The sequence below is a fragment of the Dendronalium sp. ChiSLP03b genome (genome assembly GCF_034531165.2).
In the GTDB taxonomy this organism is placed as follows: domain Bacteria; phylum Cyanobacteriota; class Cyanobacteriia; order Cyanobacteriales; family Nostocaceae; genus Dendronalium; species Dendronalium minutum.
The window spans coordinates 1-18,294 of sequence record NZ_JAVRBR020000118.1 but is presented as its reverse complement, the minus strand read 5'-3'; the positions used below and the strand labels follow the sequence as shown (position 1 = coordinate 18,294).

General features: G+C 41.8%; 14 protein-coding genes. 4 read left to right on the top strand and 10 right to left on the bottom strand.

Annotated features, from left to right (window positions below):
* Positions 1-248: 248 nt before the first annotated feature.
* Positions 249-1,349 (top strand): methylated-DNA--[protein]-cysteine S-methyltransferase, encoded by a 1,101-nt coding sequence (locus RMY31_RS26395; RefSeq protein WP_322660730.1) that lies wholly within the window; start codon positions 249-251, stop codon positions 1,347-1,349.
* Between the two features lie 643 nt (positions 1,350-1,992).
* Here the strand turns inward: RMY31_RS26395 and RMY31_RS26390 are convergent.
* Entirely contained in the window at positions 1,993-4,707 is a 2,715-nt protein-coding gene (locus RMY31_RS26390; protein WP_322660728.1) for a PAS domain S-box protein, read from the bottom strand.
* 724 nt (positions 4,708-5,431) lie between these two features.
* Here RMY31_RS26390 and RMY31_RS26385 point away from each other — a divergent pair.
* Complete coding sequence (locus RMY31_RS26385; protein ID WP_322660726.1) at positions 5,432-6,091, top strand: pentapeptide repeat-containing protein; 660 nt, start codon at positions 5,432-5,434, stop codon at positions 6,089-6,091.
* Positions 6,092-6,254: 163 nt separating this feature from the next.
* On the opposite strand, the gene RMY31_RS26380 is transcribed toward RMY31_RS26385, so the two are convergent.
* From RMY31_RS26380 to fraC, 3 genes are all read right to left on the bottom strand, one after another.
* Positions 6,255-7,034 (bottom strand): ABC transporter permease, encoded by a 780-nt coding sequence (locus tag RMY31_RS26380; protein ID WP_322660724.1) that lies wholly within the window; start codon positions 7,032-7,034, stop codon positions 6,255-6,257.
* A 131-nt stretch (positions 7,035-7,165) separates the two neighbouring features.
* Entirely contained in the window at positions 7,166-8,197 is a 1,032-nt protein-coding gene (fraD, locus tag RMY31_RS26375; protein ID WP_322660722.1) for a septal junction protein FraD, read from the bottom strand.
* A gap of 64 nt (positions 8,198-8,261) precedes the next feature.
* Entirely contained in the window at positions 8,262-8,801 is a 540-nt protein-coding gene (fraC, locus tag RMY31_RS26370) for a filament integrity protein FraC (RefSeq protein ID WP_322660720.1), read from the bottom strand.
* A gap of 462 nt (positions 8,802-9,263) precedes the next feature.
* On the opposite strand from fraC, the gene RMY31_RS26365 reads away from it, so the two are divergent.
* On the top strand, positions 9,264-10,400 hold the full coding sequence (locus RMY31_RS26365) for a cob(I)yrinic acid a,c-diamide adenosyltransferase (RefSeq protein WP_322660717.1): 1,137 nt from the start codon (positions 9,264-9,266) through the stop codon (positions 10,398-10,400).
* Positions 10,401-10,488: 88 nt separating this feature from the next.
* On the opposite strand, the gene RMY31_RS26360 is transcribed toward RMY31_RS26365, so the two are convergent.
* From RMY31_RS26360 to RMY31_RS26340, 5 genes are all read right to left on the bottom strand, one after another.
* A complete protein-coding gene (locus RMY31_RS26360; protein ID WP_322660715.1) occupies positions 10,489-10,794 on the bottom strand; it encodes a Txe/YoeB family addiction module toxin in 306 nt (101 codons plus the stop codon).
* A complete protein-coding gene (locus RMY31_RS26355; RefSeq protein ID WP_322660713.1) occupies positions 10,769-11,065 on the bottom strand; it encodes a type II toxin-antitoxin system prevent-host-death family antitoxin in 297 nt (98 codons plus the stop codon). Before RMY31_RS26355 ends, RMY31_RS26360 begins: the two co-directional genes overlap by 26 nt.
* A 736-nt stretch (positions 11,066-11,801) precedes the next feature.
* On the bottom strand, positions 11,802-13,328 hold the full coding sequence (bchB, locus tag RMY31_RS26350) for a ferredoxin:protochlorophyllide reductase (ATP-dependent) subunit B (RefSeq protein ID WP_322660711.1): 1,527 nt from the start codon (positions 13,326-13,328) through the stop codon (positions 11,802-11,804).
* A 458-nt stretch (positions 13,329-13,786) separates the two neighbouring features.
* A complete protein-coding gene (locus RMY31_RS26345; RefSeq protein ID WP_322660710.1) occupies positions 13,787-14,356 on the bottom strand; it encodes a peptidylprolyl isomerase in 570 nt (189 codons plus the stop codon).
* Positions 14,357-14,474: 118 nt separating this feature from the next.
* On the bottom strand, positions 14,475-16,454 hold the full coding sequence (locus tag RMY31_RS26340; RefSeq protein ID WP_322660707.1) for a primary-amine oxidase: 1,980 nt from the start codon (positions 16,452-16,454) through the stop codon (positions 14,475-14,477).
* A gap of 185 nt (positions 16,455-16,639) precedes the next feature.
* Here RMY31_RS26340 and dapF point away from each other — a divergent pair, with 185 nt between their 5' ends.
* Positions 16,640-17,476 (top strand): diaminopimelate epimerase, encoded by an 837-nt coding sequence (gene dapF, locus RMY31_RS26335; protein ID WP_322660705.1) that lies wholly within the window; start codon positions 16,640-16,642, stop codon positions 17,474-17,476.
* A 72-nt stretch (positions 17,477-17,548) separates the two neighbouring features.
* On the opposite strand, the gene RMY31_RS26330 is transcribed toward dapF, so the two are convergent.
* The gene (locus RMY31_RS26330) at positions 17,549-18,073 is read right to left on the bottom strand and encodes a tetratricopeptide repeat protein (protein WP_322660703.1); all 525 of its coding nucleotides are present in this window, start codon (positions 18,071-18,073) and stop codon (positions 17,549-17,551) included.
* Between the last annotated feature and the right edge of the window lie 221 nt (positions 18,074-18,294).

Here is an 18,294-nt window from a genome sequence, read left to right as displayed (position 1 = left end):
TAATCAAGCAATGAGTAATGACTATAAAACTAACGCTCTAATCATCATTTCTTCTACCCCTACACCCTTACACCCCCACACCCTTACACCCTAAAACCAGGGTTTTAGGAACAAAACGTAAAAAACCTACACCTGTCAGGGAGGAGTAAGAGGGCAGAGGGACACAGGAGAGATAAAACTCCTAACTCAGCACTCAAATATCGTTTTTTCGGTGGACAGCTATTCTGGAGCTTGCAAGAATAGGCTACATGGAATTGACGATCGCACCTGTGCATATGAATTTGCAACTCTCACCATCCCCTACTGAAATGGAGCAAGCGTTCTATCGTAAGGACGCAAGTTATGACGGTGTGTTTTTTGTAGCGGTTCGCACTACTGGCATTTTTTGCCGTCCTTCTTGCCCATCTCGCCCCAAACCGGAAAATATCGAGTTTTTTACCACAATTCGAGATGCTGTGTTTGCGGGTTATCGCCCATGCAAACGATGTCACCCTACAGAAGTGTACGGAGCGCTACCTGATTGGGTAATGTCGCTGATGCAACGCTTAGAAGCTACACCAAATGCAAAAATTACATCAGCAGAGTTGCGATCGCTCGGAATTACCCCAGAACGGGTAAGGCGATGGTTTCGCGAGCATTATGGGATGACTTTTGCAGAGTGGTGTCGGGGACGGCGACTGGCGGATGCCTTCACTCGAATTCGTGAAGGGGCAGAACTTGATGATGTGGTCTTTGCCAATGGCTACGAATCTCACAGTGGCTTTAGAGAAGCATTTAGCAAAACCTTTGGAGTGTCGCCAGGACAAAGCCAAAACGAAGACTACATTGCAACGCAAATTTTAGAAACACCTCTAGGAGTTTTGTTAGTCGGTGCAGTTTCTCAGGGAATTTGTCTTATCGAATACACAGACCGACGAATGCTAGAGCATAACTACGCTGAAATTTGTAAGCGTTTTGGTTATCCGGTCTTACCTGTGACAAACAATCAGATTGAACACCTGCGCGATGAGCTTTGTGACTATTTCACAGGCAAACTCACTAAATTTACAGTTCCTCTAGTGGTTCACGGCACTGCGTTTCAGGAACGGGTTTGGTCGGAACTACAACGCATTCCCTATGGAAAAACAATTTCCTATGATGAGCAAGCTCATCAGATTGGTCAACCAACTGCGGTTCGTGCCGTGGCTAGAGCAAATGGCATGAATCGGATTAATATTCTTATTCCGTGTCACCGTGTCATCGGTAAAGATGGGCAGTTAACAGGATATGGGGGTGGACTTTGGCGAAAACGTTTGTTGTTGGAATTGGAGCGGACTGGGAAATTTCCTGGGAATGAGGCAAGTGAGTAATATCGTATCCGGTTAAAGACTTATCATTAAGACCGCAGAGGAGCAGAGGTGCAAAGAGGAGGGTTTTTTGGCTTTCTGCATAGATTCAGGAATTATAACTAATTAGCCGGACTTGATATAATTCTGGATTTTAAAGATAAAACTTAGTAAGCCGATACATTCACAATGTAAGTCGATACATTAACAAGTGAGCGGGTACATCCCAGTTTTTATTTTTAATGAGAGAATAGCTGTCATTGCGTTCGTGTAGCGTCTCGTAGTTGGAGGATTTGGCGATTGCTTCGCTTCTCCTGGCGGAGACGCTACCGCGAACGCTCGCAATGACATGCAAAAAAGTGGGATGCTCCCCAAGTGAGCCGATGCATTCACAATGCAACCCGATGCATTCACAATGCAAGCCGATGCACTCACAATGTGAGTCGATGCATTCACAATGTGAGTCGATGCATTCACAATGCAAGCCGATGCATTCACAATGCAAGCCGATGCATTCACAATGCAAGTCGATACAAATACTAAACTGCAAAACCCCACTAATTGACAAGTGGTGCAAGTGCATACACCCGGAAGCGATTAACCACTAAGGTCTTGAAGGGTAGAGGAGCATGGAGAGAAAATTACTTTACTAATGACGAATGACTATTCACTTTTTTGCCAGTCTAGTAACTGCTGCAACTAACTCCGTTGGTTCTGCTGGTTTGGAGACGTGCATTTGAAAGCCTGCGTTGAAGGCTTGTTGCTGATTATACTCTCCTGCATAGGCAGTCAGAGCGATCGCCGGAATTTGTCCACCTTCTTCTGGCTGCCAAGTTCTCACTTGACGAATCAGCATGTAGCCATCCATTTCAGGCATACCAATATCGCTCAACAGTACATCTGGTTTTGAGTTAGGTAAAGCTTGTAGGGCTTCAATAGCCGATGACACTGATGTAACTTCCGCTCCTTCCTCTTGCAGCACAAAGCTAATGAAGTCGCGAGAATCATCTTCATCATCTACAACAAGTATTCTGATTCCTCGAAGATTACCCAATCCAGATTCTACTTGTTGGTCTTTCTCGCTCTCTGTTGCTGTTACTTTTGTCTGCAATAGTGGCAACTGCACTGTAAATGTCGCGCCCTGTCCCTCACCTGGACTTTCTACCAGAACTGCGCCTCCGTGGAGTTCTACTACTTGTCGCACAATTGCCAGTCCTAAACCTAATCCACCAAATTTTCTAGTGGTAGCGCTATCTGCTTGCCGGAAGTAATCAAACACATGGGGTAAAAAGTTAGGGTTAATCCCTTTACCTGTATCGATGACTCGGATTTGGACATAGGTGTCAGTAGTCAGTTGTTTTTCTTGACCCTTCGGGTTCGCAGTCGCCTGCGGAGGGAAACCCTCCCGCAGCGCTGTCTCACCATTGACCACTGACAATTGCACTTCTACTCGTCCACCTGGGGGTGTGAACTTCACAGCATTAGAAAGCAAATTCCAGACGACTTGCTGCAAGCGGTTAGAGTCGCCCATCACTAGGTATTTTGAATTTGGGATTGGAGATTTTAGATTGTTAGATAACTTGTTAAACTCGATAGATTCTAAATTTCCATTAGTATTTTCTAATTCCAAATCTAAAATCGCAAATCGCAAATCGATGGATTTTGCTTCCACTGCTAAACGTACCGTCTCCATTGCAGCGGAAATCGTGGATACTAGATTGACTGTATCAATATTTAATGTCAGTTTACCTTGAAGAATGCGTGAGATATCTAGTAAGTCTTCAATTAGTTGAGCTTGTAAACGAGCATTTCGCTCTATTGTTGACAAGGCTGCTGCTGTCTTTGATGGATCGATTTTACGGCTTTGGAGTAGCTTAGACCAACCCAAAATCGGATTCAGCGGCGATCGCAATTCGTGGGAAAGGACGGCAAGAAACTGGTCTTTGATGCAGTTTGCCTCTTCAGCTTCAGTACGTGCCTGTTGTTCGGCTTCGTACAGTCGGGTGTTTTCAATGGCGATCGATGCCATCTGAGCTAACTGTACAATAATAGCTTCGTCTTCTTCAGTAAACTCACCCTGGTATTTATCCGATAACTGAATTAGCCCCATATTGTGACCATCTCGCCCAATCAAGGGTGCAGCTAACCATCCGCGCATTGGTGGATGCTTGTCAGCTGCTTTGTCAAACTCTCGCCACCGAGGATGGGCTTCGAGTTCGGCTTGGGTCATCCGCATAGGGCGATTCATTTGGGAGACGCAAGCGTAAATACCCGAACCATCTGGCTCTTCATGATAATTTTGCCACGCAGCATATTTATCTGACAGGGAAATTGAACTGATGGCGTGTGCCCAGTTGCCATCGATTGTCATGCTGGTAAAGGATTGGTGTGCGCCAACAATGGCACGCGCTTGCTCTGTAATTACTCGTATAAGTTCTTCGATGGATAGTTCGGAATTAATTGCCATAGCGGCTTCAGTCAAGCCATGTAGCTGACTGGCATATTGCCGCGATCGCGCGAGCATTTGTTCTCGTTCTGCTTCTGCTTGTTTGCGATCGTGAATATCAATACATGAGGCGATGTAACCCATAAAAGTACCTTCTGATGTGAAATGCGGCACTCCTATATCTAAAATCCAACGATACTCGCCATCAAAACGTTTGAGTTGGTACTCCATTCTATAGTCTTGACGGGCGTTAAACGCATCTCTATGGCTATCACAACAGCGCTGTAAATCATCAGGATGCACTCCTTGTACCCAACCATTACCTATTTCTTGTTCCATTGTCCGACCCGTAAACTCCAGCCAGGGCTTATTGAAGTAATAACAAAGCTGATTGGTGTCAGACATCCATATTAGGTTAGGAGATGCATCTGCCAACTGACGAAATCGTTCTTCACTTTTCCGTAATTCAGCTTCTATGGATTTGCGTTCAGTCACATCTAGTACCCGGGAAAGTACAGAAATTAACTTGCCTGATTCATCAAATAAGGCTGAATTATACCACTCGCAGTAGACAACAGAACCATCCTTAGCATAGTTGCGGTTTCGGGCAACAACCTGCGTTTCATCACCGCTAGATAAACGTCTAACTACGTCAGTGACAAACTCTACATCTTCCGACACGATAAACTGCCAGTCATTAAACTTCTTAGCGATAACTTCCTCAGCTTGCCAGCCAAAAATTCGCTCAGCTTCTCGTGACCAGCGAGATATACAAAAGTCTCGATCCCACTCAATTACCGCCAAGGGAGAGTTTTCTACATGGAAGGTGAGCCTTTGGAGAACAATATCGCGCCAGCACTTCTGCTTCTGTTGGCATTCAGCGATCTCTACTTGCCAGTCATCCAAGTGATTATTGGACTTTTTCTGATATTGCATCTTATCGGTTTACACAAACTGAATGAGATTATTTTGACCAAGAACTAAAACTGTCTTGAAAATGGGTGTAGGGGTGTAAGGATATGGAGGTATAGGAGAAAGAGATTTTCATGCCCTCGTTGTGTGATTTTTCACATAACCGTCTAGCTTGAAAATAGGAACTGGTGACAGATGACTGCCTTTTTTAATTCAGCAGGATTTTGCCCAAAATTTAGCCTATCTTACACACATAAATCCACGTTTTCTTTTAATCTAACTTGGGAGCTAAATAAATCCTCCTACGGATAGGGGTTGGTCAAAGATTTCTTTTTTTGAAGTGTTCGATAAAAAAAGAAAGATTTCACAAAATTATTGATGGCTGCTATGGCAAGCGATGCAATTTACAGCATAATTCAAAATTCAAGAGTCAAAATGCAGAAGTAAAACAAGCTTTATATCTAGCTTTGAGATTTAGTTTGTGTACTTCAGGCTCCTTGAAATTTGCTGTATATCAAGTATTAACTCTTAACAATAACATCCTTTTACATTATCAATTTTTCCTGACTTATGTCAGTGTTTTTTGTTATGCCAACTCCTTGGCAAGCGTATTTTCCGTAACTTCATGATTTTTTCCAAATTTCTTGCTGATTTTTGCTGTAATTGATTAACTTTTGCGGTGTAATCTCAATATACAGTAACTGTCACAATTGACCTTTGCGCTTATTTACACTTTGAGGTAAATACCATGAGAAATTATGCTGACAAACAAGAATTAATACTGAATCAAATCAAAGATAAATTTTGTCAGCGTAGAGATTTCAGTAGATGTGACTTGAGTGGGATCGACCTAAGAGCAGTTGATTTAAGTGGTCTTAACTTGATAGGAGCAGATTTACAAGGAGCCAATTTATCTGGTTCTGTTCTAACTGCTGCTAACCTCAGTGGAGCAAATTTAATGCAAGCTAGTTTGTGCAAAGCTAATTTATATGAAGCTTCTTTATCAGAAGCAAATTTGACTAATGCTGATTTAACCAATACAAATTTGTGTAGAGCTTTGTTGTGGCGATCGCAGTGCAGTGGTAGTAAACTTTGGGGAGCTTCTTTGTGTGATGCAGACTTAAGTGAAGCAGACTTGAGTGCAGCCACATTAATAGAAGCATCTTTGATTGAAGCCAATTTAGTTAAAGCCAATCTCGCGGGAGCAAAGCTATGTGGGGCAATACTACTCGAAGCTAATTTAACTGAGGTTAACTTAACTGGTGCAGACCTTACATGGGCAAACTTAACAAAAACCAATTTGAGAAAGGCTAACCTTTGCCAAACAAAAATGATGTATGCAAAGCTGCGGAATACTATCATGCCTGATGGTAAAATTCACGCTCCTCAGATAGTTATTTTTGAATAATAGTCACTTGTTAGTTGTCAGTTGTTAGTTGTTAAGAGTTAATACATAGCAGTCCTAATTGAGTTGTGAAAAACCTCTGGCATGTCTCTTTTTTTGCACGAATCAAAGAGGATTGCTATAGTTCATAGCTACTGACAACTGACCAATGACAACTGATTAATATTTAAAACTCGCGTCGTGAGAAGATAAAAACAGCGATCGCTAAGAGCATGACACTGTAAATTAAGCTATAACCTAAATTAAGAATCAGAGCTGTAAAATCAGGCAGTGCTTGTAAACCATAAACAGCATCATTTTTTAAATCTAATCGAGATAAATCTGGCAAAATAAGATACAAGATTTGAGTAACACTTTGGATAGCAGGGTTGCGGCTCAAACGACCAAGTTGTACTAAATCTTGAGTAATGTTCCCCATCAAGTACACTGCAAATGTTAAAATGACAGCCAACAGAGAACTCGTAAAGACACCAAAAGTAATAGCTACAGCGGTAATTAAAGATAACTGTAAAAATAAAAAAACTGCGGCAACTAAAATACTGGCTGTAGGATGAGGAATATTACCAAATTGTAAAAATATCAAGTCAATTACTGTCATGCTGGTGACAAGTACAGCCAGCACAGCTGATAAACCCAAGAACTTGCCAGTGATAATTTCACTGTGGCTGATGGGTTTAGCAATTAACACCAAAATAGTGCGTTTCTCAATTTCTTTATTAATGAGTCCCGTACCAACAAAGACGGCAACAATCAAGGTAATTACACTCATTGCTACCATACCAAAGTCCAAAAATATTTTGTTTTGAGTTGAGGCAGCAAATTCAGGCAGCACCCGGATAGCAACAGCAAGTATGAGAATATATAAACCGATAATATACAGGATGCGATCGCGTACCACTTCCTGAAATACATTTTTGGCAATTACAAAAATTCTGCTAATAGTCATTGGTTAGTTGTTAGTTGTCAGTTGTCAGATGGCAATAGGCAGAAGTGAAGAATTATCTCCCTTATCTTCCTTGTCTTCCTTGTCCCCGCGTCTCCCCGTCCCCGTGTCCCCCCATCTCCTCCTGCTCTCCATCATTGCTGAGGTGGCGGTGCCCCAGCAATTAATTTACTCAAGCGATCGCATTCAATTTCTGCAACTGTGTTTTTGTCATCTAATTGATTAGTGTTTGTGTTGCGGTTTCTCACAGATATTGCAACCGGTTCAATTCGACAAGATTTCTTCAAATAATAGCCACGTGGGTTAGAACTCGGGCCTGTCCAAATACTCAACAAATCTAATATGTACCCAGATTTAGTGTTTACTACACGCGGTTCAACACGCCATAATTCTTTCTCTTCATATTGTGCAAGATTTTTGTCTATTACTTGCTGACCCAAATTTCCTACCCGCTTTTTCGCATCTAACAACCATCTCTCGACTTCTGACCAAGGTCTTTCACCAATTTCTTGTTCTACTAAAGGTTGAAGTCTATCTAAGATTACAAGGCCATTTGTTGGTACTGGTTCTGCTTTTTCCGTACTGAGTACAAAAGTACTGCGCTTAAAATCGTCTGCTAACAAACTGGGATATTCTTTTAACCAATTGTCCATCACGAAGTAAAACTGAAGCCAGCAACTTAACACCATGCAACTAGCGACTAAAATTGTTATCTTTTGGCGAACTTCTGGTTTAGGTATTTGAGCTTTTGAATCAGTACCAGTGCCTTCAAAAAATTCTGGAATTGCTGTAATTAATGCTGAAATTGTCGGCCAAAGAACGATTGTGTTTGATGTAATTCCATCCTCTTGATTTCCAAATGCAAAAACACTGACTAAGAATCCGGTTATCACTGCACCTACTGGCATAAAAGTACCAGGAACTCTTAAAGGATCTTCAGTGGTATACCAAGCAGTACCAGCAATTAAAAATAACCAACCAAAGAAGGCAATAATATCTTGTATATAACCTATAGCAAAATATGAAAGACCCCAAGAGTATATACTCAGATAAATAAATGTCTGCCAAGAATATGCTTGCTTTGGAATGAATATCTCTTTAAGTCGTTTATAAATAGCATCAACAATTCCGAATAAACCAAATAAATCTTTGATTAATGAACCCATAATTACACCTCAAACTCCTCAACTCATCATTATTCATACTGAATTCATTTCAAGGCAGTTAATTCTATCTATTACGAATCAACAAAATAAAGGTAATAGCACTGTAGCTCAGTGCATTCGCTATTAGTGTAGTAGTAACTAAATTTGTACTTTGAAATCTTACCTTATTGGCAAATCGCCATCGTAAGCGCTTAGGTATTTCTACTTCTTCTTCCTTCTTACTTCCTTCTGTTGTTAATAAAAATACGAACATTTGTAAAAGGAAGAATTTTAAAATAATAGTTGTAAAGAAAATTATAACAGCAGCTAAAATTAAAAGACTTTGTGTGTTAGGTGATTTGAAGTTATTAAAAAATACGAAACTAATTAATTCTGATTTAAATGTTGCTGGTAACGCAGGTTCTAAGAGAAAAAATATAGTCCAACCAATCGCGCCGGAAAAGAGATTTACAGAGATGGCATAAAAAGTGCTAGTTTTTTTATCAAATTGTAATCTTCTATTGAAAATATAGGCTTCTATGGGAATGGCAATCAGTAAAAATAAGAAATTAAACAAAATTGCGCCAAGAGGCCAAATTCGAGGAATAGCCAAATTTTCAAACATAAAGCGTCAATAGTAGGGTTAACTTTAGAGAGTATAGCTATGATAATGAGTATGATAAGGGCACTTACAGCAGAATTCAGGATTCTGAATTCACAATTCAGAAGTAAAACACTCTTTGTACCTGGCTTTGAAAGCTAGGTTGTGTACTTCACGCTCCTTGAAATCCGCTGTATATCATTTTTCATGCACATGCCATCTTGGTATGCCAGTATACCCCCTATTTATCCTGATTAATATGGGCGCAAGAGGATAGAGGGACAAGGAGCAGGGGAGTAGGGAAGACGCGGGGACAAGGAAGACAAGGGAGATAATTCTTTACTTCTGCCTTCTGCCTTCTGCCTATTGCCTTCTGACAACTGACAACTAACTCCTGACTCAGCACTCATAATGCACTCATCTTTAGCTGGTGATGCAAGAGGTTAGGTAAGATTAAGAACTGCGACGTTACAGCATTTCGAGATAATGACAAGGAACGGCATCGGTATTCGCACGGCACAAGTGCGTTCTGAAAGGCTCATAGGTCAAATTCACGTTTACGATGGTGCGGGAAAAGGAAAATCGCAAGCGGCTTTGGGAGTGGTTTTGCGCTCGATTGGCTTGGGGATAAATACACCAACCAATTCCAACCGAGTTTTACTACTGCGGTTTTTAAAAGGGCCAGAACGTGATTATGACGAAGATGGGGCAATTGCCGCATTACAGCGCGGTTTTCCTCATTTAATCGACCAAGTTCGTACTGGGAGAGCAGAATTTTTTGGGCCGGAGGAAATTACTGTCTTCGACCGAGCTGAAGCAGCGCGAGGTTGGGATGTGGCTAAGGGTGCGATCGCCTCTGGTTTATATTCGGTTGTTGTCTTAGACGAAATTAACCCCGTTCTAGATTTGGGTTTGCTACCAGTAGATGAGGTCGTACAAACATTAAAATCCAAACCCCAGGAATTGGAAATCATTGCCACAGGACGCGCTGCACCACACAAGTTGCTGGATATTGCAGATCTGCACTCGGAAATGAAACCCCAAGATCACCCAACAGCTAAAGCATTGTTTATTAAGGGGATTGAAATTTATACTGGTGCAGGTAAGGGTAAGTCTACCAGCGCTTTGGGTAAGGCTTTGCAGGCCATAGGTAGGGGAATAAATCATCCTGGTTCTACACGCGTGTTGATTATGCAGTGGCTCAAAGGTGGTAGTGGCTACACAGAAGATGCAGCGATCGCGGCTTTACAGCAGTCATATCCAGAAGTGGTGGATCATCAACGTTGCGGTCGAGATGCGATCGTCTGGCGTAATTCCCGGCAAGAATTAGATTATGTCGAAGCCGAACGCGGTTGGGAAATTGCCAAAACTGCGATCGCTTCTGGACTTTACAAAACCATCATCCTTGACGAACTCAATCCCACCGTTGACTTAGAACTACTTCCCGTAGAACCCATTGTCCAAGCTTTACTTCGCAAACCCCGCGACACCGAAATTATTATTACTGGTCGCTGCCAAAATCAACCAGCTTACTTTGACTTGGCTAGTGTTCACTCTGAAGTTTACTGCCACAAACACTATGCCAATCAAGGTGTAGAACTGAAACGGGGAGTAGATTATTAAATAAGTCATTGTTCAATGGTCAGTAGTCAGTGGTAAATATTGAACTGACAACTGACAGCTAACATAAAAAGAGTAGATAGCTGCTATTTCAGTAGTGATATCGAGCTTGGAGAAAATCAATCCGGTCATCACTTACTAGGTATACAACACGATGTTCCTGAGTAAGTCGCCGTGACCATGCATCGGAATCTAAGTATTTCAGTGGTTCAGGTTTGCCAATCCCTGTAAAAGGATCTCGCATAATCAATTCAATCAAGTCAAAAGCACGAAGCACAGTTTTGCGGTTTGTTTTAACCCAATAAACGAGGTCTTCCCGAAATTCTGGATGAAATACAGCATCTCGAACTTTATTTTCTTGGGGTTGGGTTTCATCTTTTTTCTTCTTCTTCGTCAATACCCAACTCCTGACGTAATTCGTTAATACTTTGAGATTTTAAAGTTCTAGCTTTTGCTCTTTCCAAAGCAGTTAACAGACGAGCTGCATTTTTAGGTGAACGAAGTAAATGAGATGTTTCTAGTAAACTATCTAGTTCATCAATAGCAATTAGGGCGACGCTTTCGCCTTCTTGTCGGGTAATAATTACCACTTCTCTATCTTCAACTACTTGAGTGCAGAGTTCGGCTAGGTTTTTACGAGCATCAGTCAAGTTTGTCTGATTGGACATGGTGAGAGATTTCCTAATGCTGTCGGCTTTACATAACATAATAGCTTGACTAGTTGGAGGCGTGAGCGTTCTTTCAGCAATGTAATAAAAGTAACTAAAATTATCTGTAAAGCCATACCTATTCAAAAGTGAAAAAAAAGCCTATTCTGAAAGATAGGATAGGGACTATGAGTTACACTGTTCAGTCTAACCAAAAGACTTAGAATAACATTATTCCTGCTGTAATCAGATTTATAAGTGCTGTGACAAACTCAACAGCACCAGCACTCTTACTCAATAGGTTTTTAGCTTTTTCTATTGACTTCAAAACCAAATTTTTATTAGGCGTAGCTTTTTTAGCCTCATGTATTGCAGTAGCTATTTCGTAATCTGCATCAGTAACTATTTCAGCATCAATGATTTTCTACAATATCATCCATCTATCTATTAGCAATTATGCAGAGTTCTGAATAATAAAGACAGACGCTACATAGTTATCTTAAATACGTTTGTGCGATTATAACTCATGCAAAGTATATTTTTACTATAAAAAATAAAGAAAAGTAAAGAATTCAGGGTAGTAATAACCGTACTTTGGCTTATAAAAGATATAAAATTATGTGTCCAGCTAGCCTTGAACCTAAATCAAGTCTCAAAACAAGGTGAGTCTAAGTATAGAATGTAGCGAAAACTTAAGAGTGAGTAGTGACAAGTAAACTTACTTCTCACTACCCACTCTTCTCAAATAATCGCTAAACTAAGCGCCTACAGCTTCCTTGGCAGCGTACAACACCTCAGCGTTGATTTCTTTAAAACCACGATCGCGAGCAAATTTCTCGGTATTGCGCTTCACTTTACCACGCACAAATCCAGGAATTTTGTTCAATTCTGCTTGACCATCTTTAGTCCAATTGAGGTCAGAATCAGCAGAAATTCCTTTAGTAATTACTTCTTTGGTATCGTGACCACCAAATATTTCTAACAGATGATCTTCCATTCCCAAAGTGAAGGAATTGTAGATCAAATCTGTAATTTGATTTGTACCTTCGTAACCCAAGAATGGTTTGTAACCAATGGGGAAGTTTTGCACGTGAATAGGTGCAGCAATTACACCGCAAGGGATATCCAAGCGCTTACCAACGTGGCGTTCCATTTGAGTACCGAAGATGGCGGAGGGTTCAACGCGGGCGATCGCATCCCCAATTTCGCCGTGGTCTTCGCTAATTAGCACTTCATCGCAGTATTCGCTGACTTGTTCGCGGAACCAGTCTGCATCATACTTGCAATAAGTTCCAGCCCAAACAACGTGAATCCCCATTTCTCGTGTCAGAATCTTGGTGATGGCGGCAGCGTGAGTGTTGTCACCAAACACCACAGCTTTTTTACCAGTCAAGTTCTGACAGTCAATGGAACGAGAGAACCAAGCAGCTTGAGAGACATACAAGGTTTGCTCGTTGATGAATTCTTCATAGTCAACATCAGCGCCTTGGGCATTAATCACCTGCTGAATTTTGCGGATACAACGAGCAGTTTCCACAACACCCATCGGGGTGATATCTACGTAGGGTGTACCGAATTCTGCTTCTAGGTAACGAGCTGTAGTTAAACCGAGTTCGCGGTAAGGTACTAGGTTAAACCAAGCTTTCGGCATCTTCTTCAAATCGTTTACCGCAGCGCCTTCAGGAATGATGGTATTCACCTCAATTCCCAAATCAGCCATCAGCCGCTTCAGTTCGGTGCAGTCGTGCTGGTTGTGGAAACCAAGGGTGGAAAGACCGATAATGTTGACGGAGGGGTTTTCGGTTTTGCCTGCTGGCAGTTCGCCTTTCTTACGGGCTTTCTCAATGTAGAATTGGACAATTTGATTTAGGGTGCGATCGGCAGCTTGCAGTTCGTTGTAGCGGTAGTGGTTTACATCCGCCAGCATCACGTCCCCTTTTGCCTCCAACTGTGCCCGTTCCACAAAGTTGTGCAAGTCTTCTTGCAGAATGCTAGAGGTGCAGGTGGGAGTTAACACAATCAAGTCTGGGTGTTCTTCAGCATCCTTACGGGTGATGTTGTCTACCACCTTCTCTTGGGAACCGCGTGCTAAAACGTTGCGGTCAACCACACTGGTTGTTACTGGTGTGAAGTTCCTTTCCCGCGATAGCATGGAGCGCATGACGTTAAAGTAGTCATCGCCGAGTGGGGCGTGCATGATCGCATGAACGTTTTTAAACGAACTGGCGATCCGCAGTGTGCCGATGTGGGCTGGCCCTGCATACATCCAGTAAGCCAATTTCATCTGGTGTTCTCCCTTTTCAACTGAAATAACACAGAGTCCAATAAGCGGTGGACTATGAGTGCTTGATGATTAATTAAATCGTTTTTGATTGTCGCAAAACTTGTAGCCCTTATGAAGTGAGGGATTTTGCAAGTTTTGTCTAGAGTGCGATCGCCCAAACCTCGTCCCCAATTGGAATCTAGCTTCTGACTTTAACAACATTGCTGTTGTTTTTTTTAAATAAATCTTAATTTTTCGGCAGATTTGTTTTCAAGTCTGAATGCGATCGCCTTTGATGGGTGTTCTGCACGATCAAAATATAAGCAGTCCTTAGCTATACCAAGGACTGTCTATATCATCAGTAAAGAAGGCGCAACTTCCAAAAATTACTAATAAACGAGCTTGGTAACAAGGAAACAAATAAACTTAGCGCCATTAGTTCATTCGAGTGAGTATAAATTAACCTAGAAAGGTGTTAGTTACTGTCGAAAAATTTCTACTTTTTCTAACACTACCTCTTGATGCGGACGATCTCTAGTCGTAGGTACATTGGCGATACGGTTGACTACATCTATACCTTGGACAACTTTACCAAAAACACTGTGTTTGTTGTTAAGATGAGGGGTTGGTTCTTCTGTAATGAACCATTGCGAACCATTAGTATTGCGTCCTGCATTTGCCATCGAGAGGATACCCGCACTAGAGTGTTTCAATTCCGGATGAAACTCATCTTCAAATTGATATCCCGGGCCACCAGTACCCCAACGGTTGGCTGTATCCAGATAACGACTCAGGGGATCGCCACACTGAATCATAAAACTAGGGATGACTCGGTGAAAGCGAATCCCATCGTAGGCAGGAGTGCCCTTCATAGATTGACCAGTCTTAGGGTCTTTCCAGTCGATTGTCCCGGTTGCTAGACCTACAAAATTTTTGACGGTGTTGGGGGTTCGCTCTTCCTCCAAACTAACTACAATTTCACCCAAGGAAGTAATTAAACGAGCGTGCAGTTTGCCATTACCGGGAATATTAATTTCTGGAAAGTTCATTAGGTATCCTATTTTAAAAACTGCCAGTATTTGACCTATGATAAGGTTATCAGCATTCAAGTTGCAGGTCTACAGATTACGAAAAACCGAACGAAGGAAACTTTAGAAAAGTAATCTTTTACTCTGATAAATTAATCGCTGGATTGCGGTTAAAGAATCCTCTAGGTACTAGCTTAAACCCAACTCGGTGAGTTGGCATCACAGGCCAATCTTCTGGTCGGGGTACATGGGTAACGCCCATTGTGTACCACAGCACGATATCTTCACCCATCAAAGATTCATCGTCTGAGATATATTTTGGTAAACCTTGTCCGGGCTGAGTTTGGTTAGGATAATCGCCGCCAGCGTAGAGTTCACTGGGTTGATATTTCGTGACCCAGACATGGTGAGTGGCAAATTCAGCTCTTTGTCTAATTTTTGCACCTTCCACAGGGAGAAATGTTGAGTTGCTTCCTGGCATCAGCATATATCCAGATGCAGCCCCTAAAGCATTTTTGTTTTCTGTACTGACAATCATCCATTCTCGACTGTGTTTGATGTCCAAGTCGCGTACAGCAGCCGTTTCTTTTGTTAATAGAGTTTCTTCTACTGCGATCGCATTTCCAAAAGGATTTTTCTCATTCATTGGCAGGCCTTGCACATTCATTTCCATCACGGAATTAGCCTGACCATCGACATCAAAATCTAGGCGGTAGTTGAAAAAGTGCTGGTGATTCACGCCAAAGATATTTTTTGCCATCAGGCGACCATAGGAATCATCCTCTGATTGTTTTTCGGCAGCTGTTCCCTGCGCCAGGACAATACCCATTAATTCGTTTTCTACTTCCAAAGTTCCATCTTGGTGAAAAATCCAATTAATGCTGTAATCATAATTGTCAATCGCTGCGATCGTCGTCATCACTAATTCGCGGTTGCGACGCACATCATTACGTTGAGTATTGTAATCATAGTGCTTCCAGAGTATGCCGTTATCTCTCTCATAAATAGCGATAACTCCTGGCATTGCATAAGGTTCTCCCTGCTCGTTAGCAAATACCGTATCCAGCAACAGGCCGTTTTCGGGAATTTCCTTACCTAACTCCATCGTGTTTGCTAGCAAACCAAAGTTGTATTCGCCAACATCGAAGGCATTCCTAAACGACCAAGTGGCATCGGGATCGCCGTAAGGTACTACCATCTCCGATAGGCTAGCGCGGTATAACACTGGTCGGACATTTTGCCCGTCGTTGTAGGTTACTTGGTACAGCATTAATCCACTGCGGGGATGCATGAGATAGCGAAACTGCCAACCTTGCCAGCTAATTTCATTGCCATTAACGCGGAAACTCGCACCTTGGGGTTGCAGAATCTTCAATGCTTTGGGAGGTGAAAGTAATTTGCCCAAAGACTGCAAATCGTAATTCCAGTTTTCTTGAGAAAAAGGAACAATTCCTCTATCTACAAAACTGGTGACTTTACCTGTGTTTAAATTAACCGTTGCCAGTACACCTTCAATCGGACTGCCGTAATAATTCCAGCGTTCGCCTTGATAATAAGATAAACCCCGACAAAGACGCTTACCTGCTGTTTCTTCTTGTGTACTCAAGATTCCTGGTGCCCAGCAACTGATTTTAACTCGCTCAAAATCTGTAATTCCCCGCTTTTGCATTGCTGCTTGCCATCGGGGATCGGCTTTAATTGCCTGTGTTGCCAGTTCATATTCTGAAGCAACGATCGCAGGTTGAGCTGAGGGTATGTGTTTCCAAGAACTGAGGGTCTGAGTTTTTAAGTCAACGACTCCCTCATAGGTTTTATTTTGCGAGCGATCGTAGACAACTAAAAAAGCTTGGCGCTGAAATGGTTTCCCAGGTGTAAAATTAAGAACTTCGTTTTTATCTGGTTCTTGTAAGGCAATAACTGGAAACACTGCCATTTCGCTTAAAGATTTTGCTTTTTTAACTACTGAAACGGCTGTTTTAATTTCTACCTCAGTTAAGGAATTCAGAGGATGGGAAACGTCAGGCTGTTGAGCAGACAATCTTCCCATCAATCCTAGAGAGAGGGAAATGACAAAAATAATTGTAATAACTAAACTAAAAAACTGTAGCCTTTTAATCATCCTTTACATGTTGACAAGAATCTACAGTTATTTATTTCTCGGCACCAACCAAGAAACCGATAGATTTCGAGAATAATACCAAATTAGTTTACCAGCATTGTTGATTGGTGAGCCAATTGGGTTATCTGTATTAGTATCTCAACTCTGGATGATAGAGATTTCTGCAACTTTTCATACTGTCCCAAATGAAATATTCTAAGTATCATGCTCTCGGAAACGATTATTTAGTCATCGCTCCTGAAGACTTAGCTTTTGAATTAACTCCAGAAAAAATTCAGCGGATTTGTCACCGAAATTTTGGAATTGGCTCAGATGGAATTTTGTTTGGCCCGCTACCATCCAAAGATGCGAGATTTGGATTACGCATTTTTAATCCCGACGGTAGCGAGGCAGAAAAGAGCGGTAATGGACTGAGGATATTTTCTCGCTACTTGTGGGATAGAAAACTTGTTAAAGATGCAGAGTTTGATATTGAGACTGTTGGCGGACGAGTGAAAGCGTGTGTCACCAAGTCAGGGCAAAGCGTTCGAGTAGAAATGGGTTATGTTAGCTTCCAGAGTGACAAGATTCCTGTTGCGGGACATTCCAGAGAAGTTCTTGAAGAGAGCATAACAATTGACAATAAAACCTTTACTTTTTGTGCAGCCACAATCGGTAATCCACATTGTGTTGTACAAATAAGTGAAGTCACGCCAGAAATAGTGAAGAAGTATGGCTCTCAGTTAGAAGTTCATCCTTATTTTCCCAACCGCACAAATGTTCAGTTTATGAAAGTTCTCGATCGAGGGAATATCCAGATTCAGATTTGGGAAAGGGGAGCAGGCTACACTTTAGCATCTGGTAGTAGTAGCAGTGCAGCAGCGGCTGTGGCTCATCGCTTGGGTTTGTGTGATTCCTCAATTGTGGTTCATATGCCGGGGGGACAAATTGCAATAGAGATTAGCAATGATTTTTTGGTAACAATGACAGGTGCTGTCACTAAAGTAGCTGAAGGGCTGCTTTCAACAGAGATTTTTGAATAGTTGCCTATTGACAAACAGCTTCAAACTTCGTTACAGCAGCCGAACAGCATACATTCAGTAACGCTTCAGGAGTTATGCAGAAACCAAGCGTCGTAAAGATTCAGCACGGCGTTTGGCAGTGGTGTTCTTGGGAGCGAATTTGAGCGCTTCTTCGTAACTTTGTAACGCCTGAGCATTTAATTTTTTCCGCTCGTAGGCGTGACCGAGATTATTCAGTGCTGTCACGTAATCAGGTTTAGCTTTTAGAGCTTCTTTATACTGCCGAATCGCTAAGTCATATTGCTCTTGGGCAAAGTAAGCATATCCCAGACCATTGTAAATCGGGGCGATACTTTCTTCTCCTTCTTCTTCAGCAGCTTTCAGAGCTTTTTGAAACAGCGCGATCGCTTGGGAAAACACTTTTTTCTCAGAATAAATACTAGCTAACTCGTAATATTCTTGTGCCGTACCTTTTTCTTTATCCAACTTCTTTCGCAATCGTGACAGTGAGTTTTCCCGTCTGCGAGTTTTGAAAATCTGTCGAAAAACAGTCACAACTGCAAATATGAGCAGACCCACCAAAATTGAAAGATACACAAGCGCTAGATTATTATCCATTGCCGTCAAATACAAATATTAAACGTTGCTTCCATATTTATTATTAGCCTATTGGGGAGACGCGGGAGCAGAGAAGCAGAGGGGCAGGGGGGCAGCTGACAGGTGTAGGTTTTTTACGTTTTGTTCCTAAAACCCTGGTTTTAGGGTGTAAGGGTGTGGGGGTGTAAGGGTGTAGGGGTAGAAGAAATGATGATTAGAGCGTTAGTTTTATAGTCATTACT

Excerpts from the sequence above, each read along its gene's own strand:
- RMY31_RS26395 (WP_322660730.1), top strand. The coding sequence starts at position 249 with ATGGAATTGACGATCGCACCTGTGCATATGAATTTGCAACTCTCACCA.
- RMY31_RS26390 (WP_322660728.1), bottom strand. The coding sequence starts at position 4,707 with ATGCAATATCAGAAAAAGTCCAATAATCACTTGGATGACTGGCAAGTA.
- RMY31_RS26385 (WP_322660726.1), top strand. The coding sequence starts at position 5,432 with ATGAGAAATTATGCTGACAAACAAGAATTAATACTGAATCAAATCAAA.
- RMY31_RS26380 (WP_322660724.1), bottom strand. The coding sequence starts at position 7,034 with ATGACTATTAGCAGAATTTTTGTAATTGCCAAAAATGTATTTCAGGAA.
- fraD (WP_322660722.1), bottom strand. The coding sequence starts at position 8,197 with ATGGGTTCATTAATCAAAGATTTATTTGGTTTATTCGGAATTGTTGAT.
- fraC (WP_322660720.1), bottom strand. The coding sequence starts at position 8,801 with ATGTTTGAAAATTTGGCTATTCCTCGAATTTGGCCTCTTGGCGCAATT.
- RMY31_RS26365 (WP_322660717.1), top strand. The coding sequence starts at position 9,264 with ATGACAAGGAACGGCATCGGTATTCGCACGGCACAAGTGCGTTCTGAA.
- RMY31_RS26355 (WP_322660713.1), bottom strand. The coding sequence starts at position 11,065 with ATGTCCAATCAGACAAACTTGACTGATGCTCGTAAAAACCTAGCCGAA.
- bchB (WP_322660711.1), bottom strand. The coding sequence starts at position 13,328 with ATGAAATTGGCTTACTGGATGTATGCAGGGCCAGCCCACATCGGCACA.
- RMY31_RS26345 (WP_322660710.1), bottom strand. The coding sequence starts at position 14,356 with ATGAACTTTCCAGAAATTAATATTCCCGGTAATGGCAAACTGCACGCT.
- RMY31_RS26340 (WP_322660707.1), bottom strand. The coding sequence starts at position 16,454 with ATGATTAAAAGGCTACAGTTTTTTAGTTTAGTTATTACAATTATTTTT.
- dapF (WP_322660705.1), top strand. The coding sequence starts at position 16,640 with ATGAAATATTCTAAGTATCATGCTCTCGGAAACGATTATTTAGTCATC.
- RMY31_RS26330 (WP_322660703.1), bottom strand. The coding sequence starts at position 18,073 with ATGGATAATAATCTAGCGCTTGTGTATCTTTCAATTTTGGTGGGTCTG.